A 21,247-nucleotide genomic window follows, 5' to 3' on the forward strand; every position below is an offset into this window, starting at 1 on the left:
ATCCGTGCGCCCTTTCCTGCTGCTTCTCGCCCTCGTCCCCACCGTCGCTCCGGGACAACCGACTCCGCCCGACCCTGACGAAGCCGCCTACCCGGCGATCGAGCGCTTTGTCGAAGTCCTCGAGCAAGTCCGCCAGCGCCACCCTGATGTCGACAGACTGGCCTACGAACGTCTCGTGAACCACGCGCTCGAAGGCATGCTGGCGTCACTTGATCCGCACTCGTCATTCATCCACCCGGAGATGGCCGCGATGATGAAAAGCCACCCGGATCTCGATCCCCACGTGGCATCGCTGGGACTGACTCTCGGGTGGCGCGACGACGGTCCCTACATCGCCAACGTCCTCCCGGGCTCCGCCTCCGCCGATCTGCTTCCGGGCTCGTCGCTGTTGGAAGTCGACGGCCGGGCGACGAAGGATGTCGGCCTCCCGCTGATGCTTTCGTGGCTCTCCGGCGAGGCGGGAAAACCAGTCACCCTCAAGCTCAAGTCGCCGGCCGAACCCAAGCCCGTGGAAATCAAACTCGTCCACCGCGCGGTCGACCAACGGGCAGTGACCGATTCGCGGATCCTCGAAGACACGGACGCCGGCTACATCCGGCTCTCATCCTTCACCGATGCCTCACCGCGTGAGATCGAAGCAGCGCTCGACGAACTCGAAGACGCCGGCATGAAGCGCCTGATCCTCGACCTCCGTGGAAATCCCGGCGGCTCACTTCCCGCCACCGTGAAGATCCTCGGCTACTTTCTTCCGCCCGAGACCGCGGTGGTGACCACCCGCGGCCGAGAGGGCGAAAGCGATCCGCTGAAGACTCCGGAACGCCAGCGCCGGAAGCGGGAGTATCCGATGGCCGTCCTGATCGACCGGATGTCGGCTTCGGCTTCGGAACTCACCTCGGGCGCGCTCCAGGACCTCAAGCGTGCGACCGTCGTCGGCGAAGTTTCCTACGGCAAGGGCTCGGTCCAGAACATCATCCCTATGGGTGGTGGCACCGCCCTGCGCCTTACGATCGCCACCTACCACACGCCTAGCGGCCGGACCCCTCACCTGACCGGAATCACTCCGGACATCGAGGTGGAAATCGATGACGACCTGCGGGAAAAGACCGCGCTTTCGTTTCGGCGGGACGCGCTGACGCCGGACGAGGCCGCCAAACTCGAGGATTGGACTGACCCGGTGATCGAGGCGGCTCTCGCAGCGCCCGGGATGCAATGATCCGCCGGGACGGACCGCGAGCTTCAGCTCGCCCCGGAGCCAAAGCCACGCGAACCGCAGCCCGGAATCCATTTCCAACTGGCGGACCGCGGATCATTCCGCGAGGCTCCACCTCATGAAAACAATCCTCACCTCCCTCGTGCTCGTCTCCCTCGGTCTGGCCCAAGCCGCCGATCTCTCGAAATTCGGTGAAGGCGACGCCAAGCTCCGCGAGCGGCTCGCCAAGATTCAGGACAATCCGGCGCCGGAGATCTCGCTCGACAACTGGATCAACTCCGACGCCAAGACCCTCGCCGACCTCAAGGGCAAGGTGGTGGTGCTCGACTTCTGGGCGACGTGGTGCGGCCCGTGCATCGCGAGCATTCCCCACACCAACGAGATGATGGAGAAGTATGGCGATGACGTCGTGATCATCGGCGTGTGCCATCCCCGCGGCGCCGAAAAGATGAAGGCGATGGTCGAGTCGAAGAAGATCCAGTATCCGGTCGCGGTCGACACCGACGGAGCGGCCGCGAAGGCCTATGCCGTGAACGGATTCCCCGACTACTATATCATCGGCCGCGACGGCAAAGTCCTGCTCGCCGACTGCGGCAACGGCAACGTCGAGAAGGCTATCGACGCTCTTCTTGAAAGCGAGTGACGTCGGCTTCGGCCTCGGCCACAAATCCTGCCGTCGCCAGCGCGTCCGCCCTGGCACACGACTCCGCTCTCACGGTCACCGGTTCCCCGGGCGGCAACGCCCAGCCGGTTCGGGGGTTGATGATGTGTGACCAGAACCCGCGGCTCTGATGCTCCGATCCACTGGTGGCGACCGCCTCGTCCGTTAGAACGATCCCGGATTCCAGCGATCCCCCACCGACGACCCAGCCCTCCGCTCCCGGCGCAGCCCCGCTGGCATAGATCTCCCCGCCGAACTCGACGACGAAGTTCCGATAGCCCGAATCACGGAACAGATCGGCCATCCGGTCGACCGTGTAGCCTTTCGCGATCGCGGAGAAATCCAGCATCAGATCCCCGTTCCGCTTCGCGACCCTTGCCCCTTCGATCACGAGATTTCGAAACCCGCAGGCGCCAAGGGCCGCATCGACCTCCTCCTGCGTGGGTTTCTCCCATCCTTCGCGCCGGTTTGGTCCGAATCCCCACAGCTTCACGAGCGCTCCGATGGTCGGATCGAAGCGTCCTTCGGTCTCTTCCGACAACCGGGAGGAAAGCTCCAGCAACTCCGCGACCGAGTCGGGCATTTCATGGCCGGACCCGGCCGCCGCGGCGTTGAATCGGGAGACCCAACTGTCATCGCGCCAGGTCGAGAGATCGCGATCCAAGCCGTCGCACAACACTTCGATCCGGGAGACATCGAACTCGGCATCACCGACATACTTGATCCGGTAGGTCGTCCCCATCGCCTCACCGGTCAGCACACGGACGCGCTCAGGGTCCCGACAGGCGGTGAGAAGCAGCAACGCCACCGGGAAAACAAACGCCGCCTTCATTCCGCCGCTGGAGCGACCTTCACCAGCAACAGATCGACGAGGCGCTTGGCACTGTCGATGCCCTCGAAATCATAGGCAAGCGTTCCACCCTTCTCCGCCTCGCCACCGTGTGCCGTCAATTCGAGCAAGGCATACGCCGCACCCTCCTCCGGCTTGAGATACGCCGTGTATAGTAGCGAAGGCTGGCCCACCTCCGAATTAGGAAACGCCTCGTTGCTGTCACCCGCCGCATTGACCTCCACGCAGATCACCATCTCCTCGCCCTCGGCGAGCTTGAGATACTTGTCGAGGCTGAACGAATGCGAAGGCGTCGAGCCGGTGAAGGCATCGACCTCTCCATTCGGATCGATTCCGGAAACCATCGTGTAGCGATGACGCCAGATCGGCAGGACCCGGTGACGGCGTGTCTTGACCCCCTGCCACTCCACCTCTTCTCCGTAGGCCAGCGACTCGTCGAGGTAGAGTGTCTCGATCATTGTCCCGGTCGTCGTCTCCGCCCACACAGCGACCGCCGGCGCCTGCTCCAGGCCATCACGGAAACGCACCAGCAATGAGACCGCCGCGGACCCGGGCTCGGCCGGTTCGCGGGCGACGAAGCGCTCCGTGTCCTCGGTTTCGAGGAAACCGGCCATCGGGGAAGACCGGACGATCTCGGCGCGATGACGCGCCTCGTAGCCGGCATCGATGACCTGCTTCGACGGCCAGACTCCACCCACCGCGAGCGCGGCCAGCCCGCAGGCCGACGCCGCGACCAGCGCGACCATCCCCCTCGACGACTGCTTGCCCTTAAGCTTGCCGGAAAAGTAGCGGGTCCGGGAAACGAGATGCAGGACGACGAGGACGATTGTGAGGAACCCGAAGAAGACGTGAACCCGGGTCGTCGCGATCGAGAACGGACGCGTGAACGCCATCACGCCGCTAACCATCAGCGTGAGGAAACTGAAGAGCAGGCCGAAGTTGACCCAGTGGCGCATCACGCTTCGTAGCCAACCAGCTTCTTGAGCTCGGCGACATGTTTTTCACCGACCTCCCGCGGCAGCGCGCCGTGTTTCTTGCAAAGCGCCGCCGCATAGCCGGTCGCGAGACCCATCTGGCCGCAGGTCAGCATGACGCGCGGGCCCGACAGCCCGATGTGCGAGCAACTGAAGCAACGTCCCGCCATCATCAGGTTCGGAATGTTCTTCGAATAGAAACAGCGGAACGGGATGTAGTAGAGTCCACCAGTCTTGCGGAAGATCGCCTTGGACAGGAAGTCGGTCGGGGCACCGGTCTCCTTCAGCTGGTAGTGGGTGTCCAACTCCCGCTTCTCCTCGACCACCACGTCTTCGAAGGTCCGGCGCTCCGTCGCATCCTTCATCGTGTAAACATAGTCGCCCATCAGACGGCGCGACTCGCGTTTGCCGCCGACGTAGGCGACCCACTCGAGCGCGACCGTCGCGTTCTTCGGCTGCTTCTTGGCATTGGCGAACGACCCGAAGATCGCGCGCAGCATGTGGTCGCGGATCCGCTCGGCATCCTTGACCTGATCGAGGTCGGGCGATGAATACTCCCAGTACCACTCGCCGTTGATCGCCGCGTGCTTGCCCGCGACCGGCATCGCCCACGGCACTTCCGGGAAACGCGAGGGGGTCGTCCCCTTCGTCGAATTCCACAAAACGCTGGTGCCCATCACCTTGGCATCCGGCTTCTCCGGACTCCAGAGGTCGCCGTGCTTGTCCCAGCCCTCATCGAACTCGCTGCTCGCCTCGCGACCTTCACGGTACTCCGCCCCGGCCCAGAAGCCGAGCCAACCGTCACCGGTGGCGTCGATGAACACGGGCGCCTTGAAGCGACGGATCTGCCCACTTGTCACCTCGCGGGCCTCGACACTGGTGATGCGCTCACCCTCCTGTCCGAGCCCGATCGCAATGTGATGGGCGAAAATCTCGACGCCCGACTCCTTCATCGTGCGCTCGCGCTTGTCCTGGTCGAGCTTCGCCTTGGCGTCGCCGTTCGGGTAATGCTCGGTGTCGATCTTCTTCAGGAGCCCCGCGCCCTTGCCGTGGATTCCGATGGTGTGCACCCGGATCTCGGCGCTGGCATTGCCGCCGAGCATCGGGCGGTCCTGGATCAGGGCGACGCGAAGCCCTTGCGTCCTCGCCGCCAGAGCGGCACCGCAACCGGACATGCCGGCACCGACAATCACGACGTCGAATTCATCCTCCTCAATCACCTGGCCGGTGCGACCACTCAGCCGATCCTTCCAGGCCGCGAGCTCCGGCAGATCCATATTCGGCAGCTCCGGCTTCTCCTCACGGGTGAAAAACACCGCGTCGCAGCGGCCGTCGAAACCGGTCAGGTCCTCAAGCTCCAAGGCGTGTTCGCCCGCGGCGTCCACCTCGATCGCGCCGCCCGCCTGCCATGCCCAGCCTTCCTCGGTCCCGAAAACCGGCTCGAGCGCCTTGCCGTCGACCTTGACTCGGAACCGGCCCGGGGCCTCCCACTCCCCAGGGCACCAGTCGCGCGTCCTTACCCAGACGTACCACTTCCCACCTTCCGGCAGCTTGAACTTCGTCTTGGCATTGGCAACCGGCTTGCCCATCCCGTGGGCCAGCAGAAACGAGCCGCCCATCTGCTGGTAGAACTGGGTATCGATCACCCAGCCGCCGGGTTCGTCGAAACCACAGGCTTCGACGAGAACACCCGCCGACCCTTTTCCTTCGGCACCGAATCCGTAGCGCGGTGCGGTGGCGGCGGTGAAGGCAAGGCCTCCGATGATACGGACGAAGCGGCGGCGGTCGATGGTGTCAGGCATGTCGCGGGAAGGGGTGGGTTCGTAGATTTGGATCGCCGCCCTACGCGACCGATCCCGGGTCTCTTTCCACCAGCCACTTGCCAATTCAAGCCGGATCCGCCACACCGGCGGCCCGTGCCGACGCTTCTTGCCATCGAAAGCTCCTGCGACGAAACCGCCGTCGCGATCCTGTCGGGCGAGCCGGGCCAACCGGCAAGAATCCTTTCCTCCGAGATCGCCAGCCAGATCGAGCTTCACCGGCAGTACGGCGGCGTGGTTCCGGAACTCGCCTCACGCAACCACTCGCTGCACCTCCGGCCGCTGGTCGAGACCGCCCTGCGGAATGCTGACACGGATCTCTGTTCGATCGACGCCTTCGCCGCCACCTCCGGCCCGGGGTTGTCCTCATCCCTCCTGATCGGCTCGACCGCCGCCAAGGCGCTCGCTGTTTCCACCGGGCGACCGTTCCTCGCCATCAACCACCTCGAGGGCCACCTGCTCTCTCCCTTCGTAGGACTGGGAGAGGTTCCTCCCCATGTCGCGCTGATCGTATCTGGTGGCCACACGCTGCTGCTCGATGTCGAGATGCCCGGCCGCTACCGCAAACTCGGCTCGACCCTCGACGACGCCGCCGGCGAGGCCTTCGACAAGGTCGCGAAGATGCTCGGGCTGCCCTATCCCGGCGGGCCCGAGATCGAGAAGACCGCGATGGGCGGAAATCCGGAGGCCTTCGAGTTCCCCCGCTCGATGATGAAGGACAAGAGCCTCGATTTCTCCTTCGCCGGGCTGAAAACGGCGGTGCTCTACACCCTGACCGACCGCAATCCCGAGACCGGCCAGCCGAAGACGGAGGATCTGCCGGACCTCTGCGCATCGTTCCAGCAGGCGGTGATCGACGTCCTGGTCGCCAAAACCGTGAGGGCCGCGCGGGGTCGGGGTCGCGATACGATCGCGCTCTCCGGCGGTGTGTCGCTCAATCGGACACTCCGAAACGCCTTCCAGAAGCGCTGCGATGCCGACGGCATCCGGTTCCTCACCGCCGAACCCGGGCTATGCACCGACAATGCCGCGATGATCGGCTTTGCGGGCCTGCTGCATCATTTCGCGGGACAGGAGTCCCCGTTGGACGAGGACATCCATCCCAATCTGCCGCTGCCGACCCTCTAACCGCCCTCGGACGATTTCTTCCTTGGCGTTGCCGGGAAGATCACGGTTCTTTGCCTCGCCTCCATGGCCTACCGCACGATCATCTTCGATTTCGACGGCACCCTCGCGGACACGCTTGAGGAGAGCCGGCGCATTTTCAATGCGATCGCGCCCGATTACGGAATCCGCGAGGTCACGGCGGAAGAACTCCCGTCGCTTCGGCACATGTCGATCAAGGAGCTCATCGGCCACCTCAAGATCCCCAAACGTCGCGTGCCCGCCTTCATCGCGAAAGGCACCGCGATGATGCGCGGCAACATCGTCCGGTTGCAGCTCATCGAAGGCATCGGCGAGATTCTCCCCGTGCTGCGTTCCCGGTGCCAGTCCTTCGGCGTGCTGACCTCAAATGCCCCGACCAATGTCGACCTGTTCTTGCGGGCCCACGGTCTGCGCGGGTTGTTCAACTTCATCTCGTCGACCTCCAAGCTCACCGGCAAGGCCAAGCACCTGAAGGCGATCCGCAAGACCTTCTCGCTGAAGTCGGAGGAGATGCTCTACGTCGGCGACGAAATCCGCGACATCAAGGCCTCGCAGAAGGCCTCGATCCCAGTCGCTGCCGTGACCTGGGGGTTCAACTCGCCCGAGACCCTGGCGGCGGAAAAGCCCGACCACCTGCTCACCTCGCCGAACGATTTTCTCGAGATCGTGCCGCAGGCATGATCGACCCGGAAGCGTGGTTCCTCGGATGCGGGACCCCATTCCCCGGGTGACGGAGGGCTAAATCGAGGTTCGACAACTCCCGCCGAACCCATTCCATTTCCTACCATGCAAGACGAAACGCCAGCCCCCGACGAGTCGTCGGCTACCGAAACCCCGGCCACGGAGACCAAAACGGAGTCGACGAACGAGTCCGCCACGCCCGCAAGCCGCCAGGTTTCGCCGATCGTGCTGACGATCAGCTTCATCATCATCACGCTGCTCGGGATCGTGATTTTCCAGAACCTCTTCCCCCGCGGCGGCGGAGGAGGCGGCAGCAGCAAGGGCAACGCGACGGTCGATGTCCTGCGTGCCGACATCGAGACCCAGCGTGCGGAAATCAACCGCCAGCGGATCGCGCTCGGCATGGAGCCGCTCGAAGGCACCAGCGGCATCGAGACCGCCGAGGAGGTCGCCGCCCGCCTGAAGGCTGACGCAGACACTTTGGCATCGCTCACCAGCAGCTATCAGGACCTGCTCGAACGTAAAGAGGCCCAACTCGACGAACTCCGCGCGGAATCGATCAAGGCGCTCAAGGACCAGCAGTTGCTGCGCGAGCAGTTGAACCGGGTGAACCAGGACCTGCGGGCCGCGATGGTCGACGCCTCACTCGCCACCACGCTGAAGGGTGACCTCGACAAGGCCAACGCCCAGATCAAGGCGCTGCAGGAGGAACTCCAGCGCTCGCGCGACGAGCCATCCGAGCTGCGGGCCCAACTCATCCAGTGCAACACGGAGCGCAACCGCCTGCTCGCGCAAGTCGCCGAGCTTGAACAGCAACTCCGCAAGGTGACGCTCTTCGCCAGCTCCGAGGACGAATTGATCAAGGAAGCGGTCGCGCTTTTCCGCGCCCTCCGCGAACTGCAGGGAGCCACCAAGTCGGAACTGGCATCGGCCTACAGCCGATTCGGCGCCGAACTCGGAGCGACCGTGCTCCAGACCTGCGACTTCGCCACCGGCTCGGCCGAAGTGCGGGCCGACCTCGAAGCCCAACTGCGGATGCTTCCCTCCGAGATTCCCGAGAACGCGATGATTTTTGTTGTCGGCTACGCCTCGGAGACCGGCAACGTCGACAGCAACCAGACGCTCTCGTCGGACCGCGCCACAGCCGTCGCCCGCGTCCTCGACACCATCAAGCGCCCGACCCAGCGGGTTCAGGCGGTCTACCTTGGTCAGACCAAGCGCTTCAGCCGCGAGGTTCCCGAGGAAAACCAACGGGTCGAGGTCTGGCAAATCGTCCCGCAGGGGCTCTGATCCGGACCGCGCGAACCCAGTCGCGCACTCGCATGTCGAACCGGGACGCGAGTCACACGGTGCGATTTTCGGCAGCCTCTACCGCATGAAATCCAGGTAGAGGACCGCGAGCTTCCACCCGCCGAAGAACCACGCCAGGGCGCCGAGCACAAGGAACGGGCCGAATGGCAGCCGGACTCCGAAACCGATTCTCCCCAGCACGGCGGCGAGGATCGCGAAAAGCGAGCTCGCCATCAGCGAGAAAAATACGCCGATCGGACCGAAGAACGCGCCGATGACACCCATCAGGTGGACATCGCCCATGCCCATCGCCTCACGCGGCACTACGGCCTTTGAGGATGTGCCGCTCAAGGCCTTCAGCTCTTCGATCTGAATCACCTTTCCGTCCGGCAGGGTCACGGTCAGCTCACTGATGGTCACCAGACCGGGGTCAGTCTTCTCGCCGTCCACTTCAAGCGACTGCGCCTCGATGATCAGCCGGTCGGTCTTGCGAAAGAAGATATCCCACCACTCGATGCTCTCCTCTCCCATGTGGAAGAGAATCGGATCCTCATCGCCCTTGGGTTCCTCCAGCCGCCAGTCCACCGGCTCATCGTGCTTCAGCTCGAAGCGTCCGAACGCCAGCTTGCCGAGCAGGACGATCGCCCACAGCCCGAAGTAGCCGAGAATGAATCCGAGCAGGGACTGCCAGAGCCCGCCTTTCCACGTCGGATCCGGCGAGTTCCATGCGACGAGGTCGGGCATCACCGGCAACAGAGCCGCCGTCAGGAAACCCGCCACCGTTCCGCTGACCGTCAGCTCGAGCGGGATGATCATGTGCTCGGCGTCGATGAACACGATCGCCACGAAAGCCGCCAACATGAACCAAATCGGGATCAGTGCGAGGAGACCGATCTCGAACTGTGTCGTGCTGACATGACCAATCAGCACCCAGTAGCCCGCGACGAACAGAATCCCGGTCAGAAGCTCGACCACGAAGTAGCGGACCGAGATCGGAGTCTTGCACTCCTTGCATCGCCCTCTCAGCCACAGCCAGCTGATCAGCGGGACGTTCAGCCTCAGCGGGATCTCCTTCTTGCAGTTCGGGCAGAACGAGCGTTTCGGATCATTGACCGACAGCCCGAGGGGCAGGCGGTAGATCACCACATTGAGGAAAGACCCGATGCAGGAACCGACCAGAAACGCGATCACGAGCCACAGCGGATGATCAAGAGGAGGATAGATCACCCCGCCAGTGAACCTCATCCCGATCATTTCGGAAATCCGAAATTTCTCGCCGAATGCCGACAGGCGGACCGCGTGGCTCCGACCGCGCCGCGGAAACCAAGTCTTCTTCGGCCGGAACCTGTCAACAGACCTCCCCGCGATCCGGAATCGACCTTTCCCCCGCCCCGCTCCAGTTTTTCCCCGTGACCGCACGCGACGCCGCCGCCGATCTTGCCGCCCGGCTATCCCGGGCCGGGCACACGGCGTACTTCGCCGGCGGCTGCGTCCGCGACCGGCTCCTCGGCCGTGAACCGAAGGACTACGACATCGCGACCTCGGCGACGCCCCGCCAGATCCTCGAGCTCTTCCCCGGCTCGAACGAGGTCGGCGCGCACTTCGGCGTGATCATCGTCCGCCACCACGGCTTCCACACCGAGATCGCAACTTTCCGAACCGATGGATCCTACGGTGACGGCCGCCGCCCCGACTCGGTCGAATTCTCGACACCCGAAGAGGACGCGCGCCGCCGTGACTTCACCATCAACGGCCTGTTCGAGGATCCTCCGAGCGGCGAGATCATCGACTACGTCGGCGGCCGTAGCGACCTTCAGGCGAAAACCCTTCGGGCAATCGGCGAAGCGGCCGACCGTTTCGAGGAAGACGCGCTGCGGCTGCTGCGGGCGATCCGTTTCGCGACCACGCTCGATTTCGATATCGAACCCACGACTTGGCAGGCGATCGTCCTTCACGCCGAAGGCCTACGACGCATCTCGCCCGAAAGAATCCGCGATGAGTTCTCCCGGCTCATCGTCGCCCCGAAACGAGCTCGAGGCCTCGAACTCCTCGTCGACTCGGGACTCGCCAAGGTTTTCTTCCCCGAAGTCCTCGATCTCATCGGCTGCGACCAGCCCCCCGAGTGGCACCCGGAGGGCGACGTTTACATCCACACCCGGATCATGCTCGACCTGCTGCCGGACGATGCGCCGCTCGAGCTGTGCCTCTCGGTACTGCTGCACGACATCGCGAAGCCGCCGACCCGCACCTTCGACGAGGGGGCCGACCGGATCCGCTTCAATGGCCACGACGCGCTGGGTGCGCGAATGGCTCACGACATCCTGCGCCGCCTGAAGTATCCGAACCAGGTCATCGAGGACGTCGAGTTCATGGTCTCGCGCCACATGCAGTTCATGAACGTCCAGCAGATGCGCACGGCGAAGCTGAAACGTTTCATGGCCGCGCCGACCTTCCCTCTCGAACTCGAGCTCCACCGGGTCGACTGCGCGTCGTCCAACGGCTTCACCGACAATCTGGAATTCCTGATCGAGAAAGGCGAGGAGTTCGCCTCCGAGCCGCTGGTGCCGCCCCCGCTGGTCAATGGCCGCGACCTGATTGACCTCGGGCTCAAGCCGGGACCGCGCTTCAAGGAGCTGCTGGAAGCCGCGCAAACCGAGCAACTGGAAGGCCGCCTGACGACCCGGGAGGCCGCGCTGGACTGGCTGCGCGAGGCCGCGCGCTAGTGTCGGGAGCGCGGAGATTCGCGCAATTTCCGCGTGGCGACCCTGCAATCCTGCCCTTAGCGTCCCGGCATGCCTACGGTTCCTGTCGAACACACCGACCCGATCAACGCCCGCATCCTCTCGATTTCCGAAGACCTCGTCGCCGGCTTCCACGAGCACCCTTTCCACCTGATCGCGGAAAAGAGCGACACCGACCTCGAGACCGTGCTGGAGCGGATCCGCGCGATGCTCGAAGCGGGCGTGATCCGTCGCGTACGGCAAACGATGCTCGCCACCAAACTGGCCCACGGCGCCCTCGTGGCGTGGCGACTGCCGGAAGAGAAGCTCAACGACGCGTTCGAGTTCATGGCCAAGGAAGACCCGTTCTCCGGACACGTCGTGATTCGGTCGACTGACACCGAGGTCTCCGGCTCCGGCTACCGGCTCTGGACGACCCTCAAGGTGCCGGTTGGCGAGTCACTCGACGACCATGCCACCGTACTCAAGCGCATCGTCGGTGCCGACGAATACCTGCTCATGCCCGCCAATGGCGTCTTTGCTCTCGGCGTCGGCCACGTCCGCCGCAAGGGCCTGCCGCCCGGGGAGAAGGCCGACAGCCCGGCGGTCATGATGACGACCACTCCGGTCGATCTGACGGACGAGGAGTGGAAGGTGCTTCTGATTCTCAAGGAGGAGCTCGAGCCGGACGAGATCGTCGCCAATCCCTGGAACGGCCGTGCCGCCAAGGCGGAGATGAGTGTCGAGCGCTTTTGCGAGATCGCGCGAACCCTCAACGAGAAGAAGGTCATTGGCCGCTTCTCGACTTTCCTTGAGCACGTCAAGCCGTCCGCCACCGGCGAGAGGGTCACCCGTTTCAACGGACTCTTCCACTGGGCCGTACCGAAGGGCCGCGAGATCGAGGCCGGCGGCGAAGTCGGACGTCACTACTGCATGACCCACTGCTACTGGCGCGAAGGCGGACCGCAGTTCGGAGACGTCAATGTCATGGGCGTGGTCCACGGCACTGAGAAGGAAACCGTGCTCGCGCACAAGGCGGCGATCGACGCCCACCTCGAGGCCCAAGGCATTCCGGTCAGCTACACCAATGTCTTCTGGGGCGGGCGGTCGGAAATCAAGCCGTCCGAAATCTCGCCCGCGGTGTATCGCGACTGGCACCGCCGGCACGCGACCTGACACGGCTTCCGACCGGACGGGACAGGTCACGATTTTGTCACCCGCCTCCGGTTCTTAAGGTGACCAAAACGAACTACCCCCCACCTCAACATGCAGCGCATTCTGATTGTCGAGGACGAGCGGGACATCACCGACCTGATCGGATTCAATCTCGAGCGGGCAGGATACTCCGTCCTGAAAGCCCATGACGGGATCACCGGCGCGAGCATGGCGATCCATGAACAACCCGACCTCGTGGTGCTCGACCTGATGCTTCCGGGCAAGGACGGCTACGCGGTATTCAAGGAGATCCGGCGCGACGCCCGCAGCCGCGACATCCCGGTCATCATGCTTACCGCCCGGGCGCAGACCGAGGACCGCATTCAGGGACTCGAGGCAGGGGCCGACGACTACCTCACCAAACCCTTCTCCCCCAAGGAACTCATGCTCCGCGTGCAGGCTGTGCTCAAGCGGTCGGACGGCACCCCGGGAGCCGTCACCGTCCAGCACGGCCCCTTCAAGTTCAACAAGAACGACCTCAAGTTCTACCTCGATGGCGAGCCCGTCGACCTGACCTCCACCGAGTTCAAACTCCTCCTCTACCTCACCGAGCGGGCCGGCAAGGCCCAGGACCGCAACGACCTGCTGCGCACGGTCTGGGGATACAGCGACGACGTGCACTCCCGCACGCTCGACACCCACATGAAGCGTCTCCGACAGAAGCTCGGAACCCACGCAGACCGGGTTGAAACGGTCCGCGGCATTGGCTACCGTGTGACACCGACGGAGAATGTCTGACCCCTTTGTCACCCTCGCGGTCCTTGCCGCCGCCGCCGCCCTCGTCGCCCTCACCCTGGTCGCCCTCCGACTCCGCCGTGCACGTCAGGATTTCCAACAGGAAGTGGCAGCCTGGAAACTCAGGCTCGACCTCGACCTCCAGCAGGCCCGCAAGGAGCGCAACCAGCTTCTCGACGCGCTGGCCGAAGCCTTCCTCCTCGTCGATTCCGAGTCCCGCATCATCTTCGCCAACAAGTCCGCCTCCGCGATGTTCCCCGACCGGACCATCCTCAACCGGACCGTTTCGGAGGTCTTCCTCGACCGACGCCTGGCGAGTTCGGTTCTCGATTGCCTTGAAACGGGAAACCCAGTTACGGCACGTGTCGTACTCCCGCAGCAGTCGTCCCCGCTCGGCCGCCTCGAGCAGCGCGGCGTCAACGCTTGGGTGGTCGACGCCGCCCGCATTTCGGAAACCCCTGACGACGATCCGGAAATCCGGGTCGTGATCCGCGACGTGACCAGCGAACACAAAGCCGAGCAGATCCGGAAAGACTTCGTGGCCAACGCGTCGCACGAGCTTCGGACGCCACTGGCCATCATCAACGGCTACCTCGAAAACCTGCTCGACGATGAACTGGTCAGCGACCCCGAACTGACCCGGCGATTCCTCAAGATTATGAGGAAGCACACCGAACGGATCGCCCGGATCGTGGAGGACATGCTGGTCATCTCGCGACTCGAATCCGGTGAGGCCGCCGCCCTCAAGGTGAAGCCGTTCCGTATCCGCTCGTGCATCCAGGATGTGCTCGAACGTCTGGAGTCGATGATCAGCAGCCAGGAAGCGACCATCAAGGTCGAGATGCCTGATGAGGAACTAAGCCTCAACGGCGACCGCTTCTACTGGACGCAGGTCCTGTTCAACCTCGTCGAAAACGCCCTCAAGCAGAACCCCCGGAAGGGGCTGAAGGTCACCATCGGATGCACCCGCAACGACGGAGGAACAACCCTATGGGTTTCCGACGACGGCATCGGCATCCCGAGCAATGACCTGCCGCACATCTTCCGGCGTTTTTACCGGGTCGAGAAGCACCACTCCCAAGAGGAAATCAAGGGTACCGGCCTCGGGCTCTCGATCGTCAAGCGCGCGATCGAGGCTCACGGTGGATCGATCCGAGTGACCTCGATCCCGGGTGAGGATACCCGGTTCACCATCGAGATTCCGAAGGACGCCGAGAAGCTCATAGGGCTGGAAACCTCGCCGGAAAACCACGAGCAAGCGTCGGCTTGACGCCATTGCCTCGGCCAACCGCCGAGCGGCAGACAGCATCCTCTGATGTCATCGAAGCGCGCCTTTTGCGTAATATTACGGACTCAGGCCACGGGACTGCTGACCGAGATCTGCATGGCAGTTGCGGTTTGACACATTGCGTTTCATGGGACTTTTTGTAGTTCCCCTACTGCCCCCGGCGGTAGATTTCACTGCTCAAAAGAACCCTGCCAAAACCCATGAAAAACCCTCAGGGGAGGTGTGCCCGCACCTCTCGCCCAAGCGCCTACCTGCCTCTCTGTTTCGCTGCTCTCGCCCTTGCCCCTGCAACCGCGTTCGGCCAAATCGTTGCCAACGACGACGGCTCGCCAGGAAGTCCGTTCGAGACCACAGATGAGGACACAGCGACCGTTTCCGGAACACCCGCGACCTCGAACGACACCGGCACCTTCGATGTGCTTCCGGGCATCATCATCTCCGGAGACGGCGTGCTGGTGCCGATGCAGGATCTTACGGGAACGCTGGGAGAGTTCACCTACGACCCGACCACCAGCGGCGATGCGCAGGCGCTCGCATCCGGCGAGTCGCTCGAGGATACCTTCGACTACAGCATCTTCGAATTGCCGGCGACCGCCGTCGCACCAAGCCAGCAGTTCGCCGCCAACACCGGCGTCAACACGCTGAGCTGGACGGCCCTGCCGTCGCTCGACGCAGCGACTGGAACCAGTCGACCGCTACCGATCCAGAAGGCCTACACTTTCGCCGGAACCAACGCGACCCGTAGCTCCTTCAGCGGCGTCGGAAACACCGCGGACTTCACCTTCGAGTTCTGGTTCAAGGCGGACGCTCTTGCCGATCAGGTCCTGTTCGAAACAGGAGGCGCCACGATTGGCAGCAGCATCCTTCTGAACAGCGACGGCACCATCAGTTACTACTTCTCCGTCACGAATCCGGAATCTATCGAGATCCGGTCGGACGGTCTCATTGCCACCTACGTCGCAGATACCTGGCACCATGTGGTCGTCACCGGCGACCTCGACACAGCGGGTGGTTCGGCCGACCGAGTCCGGATCTACTTGGACGGAGTTGTCGTTGCCGATGACTCGTCCAACACGGGACTGACCAACTGGAGCGGAGGAGACGCCGCCGGCTTGGGCGGAGGAGCAGGTGGCGACATCGGGGGGGACGTTTCGGGAACGGGCCCGATCGAAACCACCTATGTGCGATTCCAAGGACAAATCGCGACCATGAATTTCTACCAAGGCACCGTTCTCTCCGACGCCGAGGTCATCACCAACCGGGACGCCTACACGACCGCCGCCACGGATACCGCAACCGTAACCGTCGGTGTCGACGGAGCAAATGACGCTCCGGATGCGACCGGCGACTTCATCGGAGACGGCCCGTTCGAGGATGGTCCCGCCTACGTCAGCACGGTGGACCTGACGCTCAACGACGGAATCTTCACCACCATCGAACTTCCTTCCGGTAGCGATCTTACCCGTGCGGGCCTCGCGACCGTCACGGCATCGCAATCGCCAAGCGTCGGAACACCGCCGGGCAACGGCTTTCCAGAAAACGCCTTCGATGGCGACCCATCGACCTTCACCCACACCGAGTCCTTCAACAATTCCGTCAACCATTCGTGGGAAATCGATTTTGGAACGGCAGTCTCTCTTGAGAACATCACTCTTTATAACCGACCCGACTGCTGCGGCGAGCGCCTCCGGGACATCACCGTAACCGTCGAGGATGCAGGTGGCGCCACCGTTTTCACCTCAGCTCTTCTCAACCCCGCCAATGCCGAAGGTTTCTCGGGCAACTCCGGCGGCATCCTCTTCGTCGACTTCGTGGCCGGCAATAGCGGAAGTCCCGTTGCGGGACAGACCGTCGTGGTCACCCGGACCGCCGATCTTGCGGATGCGAACGCTTCCGACGGCAGCGTGCTCTCGCTCGGAGAAGTGACCATCATCGGCAGCACCGATACCAGGGTCGATGCCCGCCCGCTCTTCAATCACGACGCGCGCGAGTCCAGTAGCGATGACGTCTGGAGCAACCTCGGCACCGGTGGAGGCGAGGAGGCGGACTGGATCCTCGGCAGTGGCGTGACCCACAACCCGTCGGTCACCAGCACCCGGGCCCAGATCACGCAAGCCTACGAATGGGACGGCACGACGAATGCCACCGCCGTGCTGCGCAACGACAGCCCCAACGACATCTTCGGCAACGGAACGGTCGACTCGAACGATGCCACGATCGAGATCTGGACCAAGCTCGGCGCCTCCTACAACACCCAGAACAACACCCTTTTCGAAACCGGTGGCGGCACCGGAGTCGGCATCGTCGTCGACAGCGCCGGCATCCTTCGCGCCGCCAACGGCAACAACCTTTTTGAGATCACCTACGATCTCGTCAACGACCCGGCCGGCGTCATGGGCGGCTTTGCTCCCGATGCCGAGTTCTTCCAGGTCGCGCTGACCCACGACATCGGAAACCAACGCAGTTACCTGTTCGTGAACGGCCAGATGGTCGCCACCACCGCCAACACGACCACCGACTGGGACGGCGGCGACGATGCCGGCCTCGGCCACTTCGAAGGCGCCAATCATGCCGGCTTTGCCAACCCCGGATCGGGAACCGCCTATGACACCCACCTCAACGGCTCGGTGTTCGCCTTCCGTCTCTATGACCGCGCGCTCGGTGAAGCCGAGATCCGCCAGAACTTCGAGGCGGTCGCGAATGATACGGATGTCGACGGCGACCCGATCGCGGTGACCGGCGCCATCGACGGAACCGGATCGCTCGTCACCCTAGGCAACCCCGCCACGCTCGCTTCGGGCGCGATCGTGACCATCACCTCCGCCACCGGAGACTTCACCTACGATCCGAACGGCAGTTTCGAGAGCCTGGTCGGTGGCCAGACCACGACCGACACGTTCGAGTATCAGGTCACCGACGGCAACGGCGCGACCAACACCGCGACGGTTGAAGTCGTCGTCGAGGGCGTGACCGACGCCATCGATGACACGGTGGCGGCGACCGAACTGATCGTGACGGAGATCCCGGCGAACTTCATTGTTGGCAATGACCAGCCGCCCTTGGGAACACCCGGCGCCTATTTCACCATCGATCCCGCAACCGCCTCGGGAGCGACCATCCCCAATACCGGCTCCGGCGGCTCGACCTACGACCTTGCCTTGTCCGGCGGAGTGATCGTCAGCCCGCCCAACCTCGCATCGAACTTCGGTGCGGTGGGCGCGGCGCTCCAGAACGGCGCCGGTGTCTTCGCCTCGCTCGATCCGATCTCCACCGATGACGCGACCTTCGAGATCTGGTTCCAGCCCCAGCCGCTGCAGACAGGCAACCAGATCCTGGTCGACTCGGGCGGCAGCGGAAACGGGCTGTCCATCATCTACAACGCCGACCTCAATGAACTGGTCTTCACTGTCGACGGAGGCGATGACACCACCGCGCGAATTCAAGCGACCGCGACCGGTGTCGTGCCCGGCGAGTTCAACCAGCTGGTTGCCGTCTATGACAAGGACAGCTCCGGCAACAACGACAGCATCGAGCTCTACCTGAACAGCAATCCGGCCAGCTTCGACAACAGCGTCAAAGCCAGCGACACCAACACGAACGGCTCCGCCAATGACTGGGCGGGAACCGACAATTCAGGCATCGGCGAATACACCGGCACCGCTGCGCTCGGGGAAGATCCGGATCCGTTCATCGGCCAGATCGGCATCACCCGGATCTACCCGATCAAACTCAGCCTCGCGCAAATCGAAGCGAACTACGACGCCGTCGTGCGCCCGATCCTGAGCATCGGCGCCGGCAGCCCGGTCACCACCGCTCTCGGCGCGACCGTGACACTCAACGCCGACCGCTCGATCTCCTATGACGCGACATCCCTCAACTCGGACATCCCCGACGGAAATGTCGTTCAGGACACCTTCACCTACACCATCAGCGACGATAACGGCGGCACCACAACCGCAACTGTGACCGTCGATGTGACCGGCGTCGGAAGCTTCCTCGCCGTCGATGATGACTTCACGCTTTCGGAAGACGACGGCGCCACCTCGCTCGACGTGCGTGCGAACGATCTCGATGCCGGATCCGCAACGGTCCTCTTCCAAGAGGTCAAGGGGACCTTCACCGATGTCATGACGACTGCCGCGGCATCGGCGACCCCCGGTGACCCCGCCGACTTCACCGATGTGAACGGCTACGGCTGGCGTCTGATGTGGAATGCGCCGACGGACTGGGATCTTCTTAACGATCCGGCATCCACCACGGCCACCGGGGGTGCGCTCGGATCCATCGCTGACTACGAATTGCTGGTCTGGACCGACAGCGAGTGGTCACCCGACGGCGACGAGGACAACACCAACAACAGTCCGGCAGCCTACGGCACCCTCCTCCCTTCGGGCCTCGGCCATCCGGGGGCAGGCGCGACCAATGATGGCGGAAACGGCAACGATGAAGACCGCGCGGTCATTGTCGCCTACACCGTTCCCAGCACCGGCTACTACGGCATTGCGAACTCGGTGGTCCATCCGACCACAGGCACCGGCGTCCGAGCCCTGGTGTTTGTCGAAGCCTCCGAAGTGATCAACGTCCCGGTCGCTGGAGGGGCAACCAGCGACTTCGACGGCGCCATCGGCCTCGTCAACCAAGGCGAAACGATCTACATCGCGCTCTCGCCCGACGGAACCGCCACCAGCGACTCGTTCAATTGGGACTTTGACGTCGTCGAACTTCCCGGTCCCGACGCTGTTCCGACGGTCACCTTCGGAACCGTGACGACCGATGGCACGACCCTCAGCTACACCCCGGCGCCCGCCTTCCAGGCGCTGAAGAACGGCGAATCGATCACCGAAACGATCAGCTACACGATCGACGACGGGGGCACCCTTTCGACCGCCACGGTCACCGTCACGATCGAAGGAGCCAACGACCTGCCGGTCGGGCTTGCCGACAACGGCGGCACTACCAACGAGAACCGTCCCCTTGAGGGCAGCAGCGTGCTGGCCAACGATACGGATGCCGACGCCGGAGAAACCGCGACCCTTGTCGTCTCGGAAGTCCAGGGGGCCGGGGCGAATGTCGGCATTTCCGTTGCCACCGACCTCGGAGGAACGGTGACGATGCAAGCCGACGGAACCTTCGCCTACGATCCGACCGGAGCCTTCGAGGCGTTGACCCTCAACGACCCCGATCTTGTCGATACATTCACCTACCTGGTGCAGGACATCAACGGCGTCGATGCCGCCTCACCGACCACCGTCTCCATCACGGTGGTTGGCTTGGAGTCGAACCAGCAGGTCGTCGGGACGGGACTGACCCAGACCTTCGAATACCTCGCGGGTTCCGCCGAAGCCGGCATGTTCACGCCGCCGTCGGTGGCCGACCCGAACGGAGACTCCCCGGTAGCGTCTACGGTGGCATCCGAATACTCGACGACGGGAGCGGTCTCGGCCACCATCTCCGACCCGGCGAACCACAACAACGGCTTCTCGGTCGCGCTCGTCTTCACACCCGATGCCGCCGATCTGGCGCCGGGAGCGAGGGTTTCGGTTTACGAAAACGGCGGCACCTCCAACGGCAATGGAATCTACCTCCTCGACGGGATCCCGCACTTCGTCGCTTCGATGAACGGCAGCGGTTCCACCGCTCCGGACAGCCGCAACGACATCAGTTGGCTCGGCAAGAAAATCTGCGTTCCCTTGTCCGGATCCGCGCTACCAGCCGACGTCCCGACCGAGATCGGCATCGTGTTCTCCCTCGATGCGGTTGACTTCACGATCAACGGGTCGGCAGCGACGATCGTGCTGCTTACCGACCGCGTCGCGGAGAACAATTGGAGCGGAAGCGACACGGTGACCTTCGGAGAAATCAATTCCGCAGGAAATCGCGGAGCCCTTCAAGACACCGGAACCAACGCCGATTTCGAGGCCGGGCTGTTCACCGCGTTGGCCGGCACGGTCGAATACGGCGAGCTCTGGTTCGAAGGGCGCCCGCAGGGAAGCGGTCTGACACCCGAATCCCTCACCGCCACACTGACCGTCAACATCGCGGAAGGCGACCTGACCGCACCCGATGGCGCGAGCTACGACGGCGGCACCGGCGTCTGGACGGCGACCGGAAGCGAAGACCGGATCAACGGGTTGATCGCCAACACAACCTTCGTGCCCAACGGCACCAGCCCGGTCGATGTCGCCATCGGCATCGAAGACGGAGGCGAGTCGGGCACGGTCCCGGTCGCAGGAACGCTGACCTTCGTCGGCATCGTTGCGGACGAGGGCACCGACACCGATAGCGACAACCTGAGCGACTTCCTTGAGCGCGCCTTCGGCACCGATCCCGGAACTCCGGACAATGTCGACCTCGCCTTGGACGGCACGGTCAACGGTCGCCCGATTATCAACATCGAGTTCTCGCCCAGCCTGACCTTCGAAGCGGTTTACATGCGTCGCGACGACCATGGCGTGCCGGGGAGCTTCATCTACACGGCACAATTCAGTTCGGACCTCAACACTTGGTATGACAGCACCGACACGCCGACCGTGCTCGCCGATTCCACCGTTGATGGAGACTACGAGGTTGTGTCCGTCCCCTACCCCTTCCTGCTTCCGGATGGCAAGAAGGCGCGATTCTTCCGACTCAAAGTGGATCCGGCAAGCTGATGCAACC

14 protein-coding genes are annotated in these 21,247 nt (G+C 63.6%); 10 read left to right on the plus strand and 4 right to left on the minus strand.

The features are described from left to right. Positions 1-4: 4 nt before the first annotated feature. Together HAHE_RS00075 and HAHE_RS00080 are read left to right on the plus strand one after the other, a co-directional pair. Positions 5-1,213: a S41 family peptidase gene (locus HAHE_RS00075; protein ID WP_338687459.1), complete on the plus strand. Its 1,209-nt coding sequence runs from the start codon at positions 5-7 to the stop codon at positions 1,211-1,213. Between the two features lie 115 nt (positions 1,214-1,328). Further along, positions 1,329-1,853 (plus strand): TlpA disulfide reductase family protein, encoded by a 525-nt coding sequence (locus tag HAHE_RS00080; RefSeq protein ID WP_338687461.1) that lies wholly within the window; start codon positions 1,329-1,331, stop codon positions 1,851-1,853. On the opposite strand, the gene HAHE_RS00085 is transcribed toward HAHE_RS00080, so the two are convergent. The 3 genes from HAHE_RS00085 to HAHE_RS00095 are packed head-to-tail and all read right to left on the minus strand — an operon-like array spanning position 1,825 to position 5,497. Then, positions 1,825-2,703 (minus strand): FAD:protein FMN transferase, encoded by an 879-nt coding sequence (locus HAHE_RS00085; RefSeq protein ID WP_338687463.1) that lies wholly within the window; start codon positions 2,701-2,703, stop codon positions 1,825-1,827. The genes HAHE_RS00080 and HAHE_RS00085 overlap by 29 nt on opposite strands. Continuing rightward, positions 2,700-3,677 carry a DUF4405 domain-containing protein gene (locus HAHE_RS00090; protein WP_338687464.1) on the minus strand — a complete coding sequence of 326 codons (978 nt, stop codon included), beginning with the start codon at positions 3,675-3,677 and terminating at the stop codon, positions 2,700-2,702. The genes HAHE_RS00085 and HAHE_RS00090 overlap by 4 nt, the downstream gene beginning before the upstream one ends. After that, positions 3,677-5,497 (minus strand): FAD-dependent oxidoreductase, encoded by a 1,821-nt coding sequence (locus HAHE_RS00095; RefSeq protein ID WP_338687466.1) that lies wholly within the window; start codon positions 5,495-5,497, stop codon positions 3,677-3,679. Before HAHE_RS00095 ends, HAHE_RS00090 begins: the two co-directional genes overlap by 1 nt. Positions 5,498-5,611: 114 nt before the next feature. On the opposite strand from HAHE_RS00095, the gene tsaD reads away from it, so the two are divergent. The 3 genes from tsaD (at position 5,612) to HAHE_RS00110 (ending at position 8,632) form a co-directional block, all read left to right on the plus strand. Continuing rightward, complete coding sequence (gene tsaD, locus HAHE_RS00100; protein WP_338687468.1) at positions 5,612-6,643, plus strand: tRNA (adenosine(37)-N6)-threonylcarbamoyltransferase complex transferase subunit TsaD; 1,032 nt, start codon at positions 5,612-5,614, stop codon at positions 6,641-6,643. Between the two features lie 63 nt (positions 6,644-6,706). Continuing rightward, on the plus strand, positions 6,707-7,342 hold the full coding sequence (locus HAHE_RS00105; protein WP_338687470.1) for an HAD hydrolase-like protein: 636 nt from the start codon (positions 6,707-6,709) through the stop codon (positions 7,340-7,342). 105 nt (positions 7,343-7,447) lie between these two features. Continuing rightward, the gene (locus tag HAHE_RS00110; protein ID WP_338687472.1) at positions 7,448-8,632 is read left to right on the plus strand and encodes an OmpA family protein; all 1,185 of its coding nucleotides are present in this window, start codon (positions 7,448-7,450) and stop codon (positions 8,630-8,632) included. 78 nt (positions 8,633-8,710) lie between these two features. Here HAHE_RS00110 and HAHE_RS00115 read toward each other — a convergent pair whose 3' ends face one another. Further along, positions 8,711-9,877 (minus strand): prepilin peptidase, encoded by a 1,167-nt coding sequence (locus HAHE_RS00115; protein ID WP_338687473.1) that lies wholly within the window; start codon positions 9,875-9,877, stop codon positions 8,711-8,713. 164 nt (positions 9,878-10,041) lie between these two features. Here HAHE_RS00115 and HAHE_RS00120 point away from each other — a divergent pair, with 164 nt between their 5' ends. The 5 genes from HAHE_RS00120 (at position 10,042) to HAHE_RS00140 (ending at position 21,240) form a co-directional block, all read left to right on the plus strand. Next, positions 10,042-11,355 carry a CCA tRNA nucleotidyltransferase gene (locus tag HAHE_RS00120; protein ID WP_338687474.1) on the plus strand — a complete coding sequence of 438 codons (1,314 nt, stop codon included), beginning with the start codon at positions 10,042-10,044 and terminating at the stop codon, positions 11,353-11,355. Positions 11,356-11,424: 69 nt separating this feature from the next. After that, a complete protein-coding gene (locus HAHE_RS00125; RefSeq protein WP_338687475.1) occupies positions 11,425-12,528 on the plus strand; it encodes an Lrp/AsnC family transcriptional regulator in 1,104 nt (367 codons plus the stop codon). Positions 12,529-12,618: 90 nt separating this feature from the next. Further along, positions 12,619-13,305, plus strand: coding sequence for a response regulator transcription factor (locus HAHE_RS00130; protein ID WP_338687476.1), 687 nt, complete (start codon positions 12,619-12,621; stop codon positions 13,303-13,305). Next, positions 13,298-14,572: a sensor histidine kinase gene (locus HAHE_RS00135; protein WP_338687477.1), complete on the plus strand. Its 1,275-nt coding sequence runs from the start codon at positions 13,298-13,300 to the stop codon at positions 14,570-14,572. Before HAHE_RS00130 ends, HAHE_RS00135 begins: the two co-directional genes overlap by 8 nt. Before the next feature lie 218 nt (positions 14,573-14,790). Then, entirely contained in the window at positions 14,791-21,240 is a 6,450-nt protein-coding gene (locus HAHE_RS00140; protein WP_338687478.1) for a LamG-like jellyroll fold domain-containing protein, read from the plus strand. Positions 21,241-21,247: the final 7 nt, after the last annotated feature.

It is taken from the genome of Haloferula helveola, assembly GCF_037076345.1.
GTDB classification, from domain to species: Bacteria; Verrucomicrobiota; Verrucomicrobiia; order Verrucomicrobiales; family Akkermansiaceae; genus Haloferula; species Haloferula helveola.